At 34.3% G+C, this 3,643-nt stretch carries 4 protein-coding genes; all 4 read right to left on the reverse strand.

The features are described from left to right. Positions 1-218: hypothetical protein (locus HNQ03_RS15850; RefSeq protein ID WP_173780670.1), on the reverse strand; the 218-nt coding region annotated here is incomplete at its 3' end. Between the two features lie 116 nt (positions 219-334). Then, positions 335-946: a hypothetical protein gene (locus HNQ03_RS15855; protein ID WP_173780671.1), complete on the reverse strand. Its 612-nt coding sequence runs from the start codon at positions 944-946 to the stop codon at positions 335-337. Positions 947-1,426: 480 nt separating this feature from the next. Next, on the reverse strand, positions 1,427-1,978 hold the full coding sequence (locus HNQ03_RS15860; RefSeq protein WP_173780672.1) for a hypothetical protein: 552 nt from the start codon (positions 1,976-1,978) through the stop codon (positions 1,427-1,429). Between the two features lie 124 nt (positions 1,979-2,102). Beyond that, positions 2,103-3,643 (reverse strand): thrombospondin type 3 repeat-containing protein (locus tag HNQ03_RS15865; protein ID WP_173780669.1); only part of this gene is annotated, 1,541 nt, incomplete at its 5' end.

The raw sequence follows: 3,643 nt of genomic DNA on the forward strand, positions 1-3,643 counted from the left end.
GGAGAATATGTTGCATATCCATTTCCTGTTGGATTATCCGCATTTCTTACGAAATTAATTGGCGTGCTTAAAGTTGGTCCATTTGCCGTAGGATTGCCATCCCCCGCTATTTGTACCATCTCTAAATTCTGATTCGTTTGCGCTGTCGCAAAGAACACCCCAAAAAGCAGAAGCAGATAGGAAAGTTTTTTATGTATGAAATTATTTGTGAAATTCATGATATAGTTTTTAAATAAAATTATTGGATACTTTGCCTAAATAAACTCAAACTCTCTAAAAAAATATAAAACGATTTTTATAAGAAAGCGGATCTATTGTAGACGATTGAAAAATTTCAACACTCTATTGGTGGTGCACGAAGTGGTGCATTTCTATATTTACCGAATTGTAAATAAGAAAGAATATGATAGTTTTTTAACTTTTCTGTTTCACCGATAAATGGTGGCAAAACAACCAAAGCTAAAGACTTGTTGCCAAACATATTGACATTGGAAATAGAAATAGCTAATTTCCCAATATCTTTTCTAGATGTACTCTGCGAACGATTCTCTAAATCTAACGCAGAAAATGTTGTAAAAATTATATGAGGATTAGTTTTTACTTTTTTTACTATTGCTATTTTCTCTCTGGAGTTGTCTAATTTTTCAATGATTTCGGAAATCTTTTCTGATTTTTCATCACTTTCAATTTCTTTTACGATTGCAATATCTTTTATATCGATAGATTCATATGCACTGGAATTGGTAGAATCAAATACCGTAACTCCTTTTGTAATGTATATTTCTCCAGAAACTTCTGGTAAATCTGCTGTAGCATTCGAATTTACACGTTCATCTGCTTCTACTGATAAAGAAAGAAAACAAAATACCAACAACAAAAAGCGCAAAGAAAATTTTCTTTGTGCGCTATTTGGCTTTATTGAGAAAATAGATAGATTTTCTATCATTATTTTGGCACTTAATTATAAAAAAATGGAATTATGATAGTAATATACGCAAACATAATCAAACAATACGATAAATTTAATATTTATTTAAGATATTTTAAGACATTCATTTTATTTTTAGTTAAAATATGAATTCAATCTTAATAATCTACTGCAAATATTTGAATTAGTAACGGGGTACAAAAATCTAACGTTAATGATAATTATCTGACAAATGTAGGATAATATTACTTCTAGGAAGCCTTACCGAACTTCTCTATCAAAAAAGCAATCTTCTTTATCGTTAAAATTTACTTGTTTTGAAGGTAATTTGGTTAAAAATAGTTGATCTTGTTGTGTTTGTATGTTTTCAAAATTATTTCTCAACATTACTTTAATAAAAAACTTAATCCCCATTAATCTTTCTATTTTTAGGAATAAAAAAAAACCGTTTCTAAATAATATATTTAGAAACGGCTTAAAATAAATTATAATTGTTTTCTACGGTTTCCAAAAACTCCATTTAGATCCATTGAAAACGGCTAAACGTTTTGCGCCTGCCTTATTGATGTAAACCATCATTCCTGGTGATGGACTTGGGATGTTTTGTACATCTGCAACTATTGGCAAAACCATCGCTTTTGTGGTAGATTCTAAAACCAAAACCCCATCTGCAGAACTGGTTGTATTGCCTATAATCGCTTTGGAGGTTGATAATTCTGGCGCTTGTAGCACTGTTGGTTGGTTGGCTAAAGCAGTTGTAAGATTGGCATCTTGTCCACTTAAATCAAACCAAGATGTACCATTGTAATACTTCATTCTTGCTGTAGTGGCTACAGTGGCATCTAAAATAATAGATCCTCCTACTACAGCTGCTCCTACTGGAAGCGCTCTTACATAAGGTACTATAATTCCTTTGTTTTGTCCCGCTGCAAATTCTAACAAGACCGAGGTTTTTACTGCCGCAGTTCCGGTTGCATCTCCTATGATTACTTGTGCATTGGCAACACTTATTATTGCCAATAATGCTAGTGTGAATATCTTTTTATACATGATGTTTTTATTTTTAGTTAGGAATGTATGAATCTGTTATTACATTTTTATTTTTAAATTAATTAAAAAAGGGAAGAAGTGATTAAATATCTTTTCTAAAATACTTCTTCCCAATTTATTCCAATTATGGACAAGTTGGGGTAGAAAAACAACTCCAAGCTGTACCATCATATAATTTCAAACATTTCAAGTCTGTATCATACACCATCATTCCATCTTGTGGAGATGCGATTGCGGTAACTTGAGACGTCGTCATTCTGGTAATTACTAATCCTTTGGTATTCGATTCTAAAACTGTATGTGCAGATTGTCTGATCATTGGCCAGTTTCCATTGTCTACTCCTGCTCTTTGTAATAAAGTAATACCGTGTTTGGTATCTACACCTGTTCCTGTTGCAGGATCATTGTAGCATACACAACTATTGATTGCTGGATTTTGAGAAGAACCAACTGATTGTCCGGTTCCAGCTAATGTTGGAACTCCGTAATTTGCTGCACCAGATGTAGTATTAACTGGACCAGGTATGTTTCTAATTACTGGTAAATTGTAAGTTCCACTAGTAGCTCCGGTATTTCCTCCTGCCATTGTAGAATTTTGTAGTTGAGAATCTACAATAGTTCCTCCTCCTTCTACTGCATCTGGACAACCATCATTATCTGAATCTAGATCCAAATTATTAGGAATTCCGTCACCATCAATGTCGCAATCTTCTAAAAATGTAAATCTTATTTCGTCTAGAAAATTACCAAAAGTTGCTCCTCCTACAGAGCTTACGGATTCGAAAGCGATCGTTAAATTAGTTTGACCAGCTGGAACGGTATAAGTTCCTGTGTAAGTTCCCCAAGCTGTGTTTCCATCCGTCATTGTAGCAACATCTGCTACAGCAGCAAGTGTTGTCCCCATTCTTACTCTTGCTACATCTACACCACTTCTACCTCTGTGTTTTACAGACCAAGAAATTGTTCCTGCGTTTCCGTTGAGTGTAAAATTTTGATACAATGTAGAAACTTGATTGGCATTTAGTTCTGCAAATTGGTCTCCTTCTGCAGATGGAACTCCTCCAAAACCAGATCTCCAAATTTCTATCACATGATCTGTTGCCGTTGTTTTCCAACCCGCAGTTGCAGTTTCGTTAACAAGTGCAAAAGTAGTACTGTTATAAGGAGCTAATGTAATATTTGGCGTTTCGAAACCTGCATTTGTGGCAGCAAATAAATTACATTCTAAAGTATCCAAAATACCATCGTTATCATCATCAAGATCACAAATATTGGTAATATTATCTCCATCACTGTCAAGGTAGCCAGATGCAGCAGCATCACAGCAAGCTACTACACTTGCATTGATAGACGAACCTATAGATTGACCCGTTCCTGCTATTGTAGGTACACCAAGTGTAGTTGTAGTATTTCCTACTGGACTAGGTATATTTCTAATTACTGGCAAATTGTAAGTACCACTTGTAGTTCCAGTATTTCCTCCTGCCATTGTAGAGTTCTGTAATTGAGAATCTATAATACTTGCACCTCCTTCTATTGCATCTGGACAACCATCATTGTCAGAATCTAGATCCAAAAAATCTGGAATGCCATCTCCGTCTGTGTCTCTACATTGATTTATAGATACATTATCTAAATACCAATCATCTAAACCACTTGTATGGG

Origin of the sequence: Frigoriflavimonas asaccharolytica (assembly GCF_013294015.1) — a bacterium.
Lineage (GTDB): Bacteria > Bacteroidota > Bacteroidia > Flavobacteriales > Weeksellaceae > Frigoriflavimonas > Frigoriflavimonas asaccharolytica.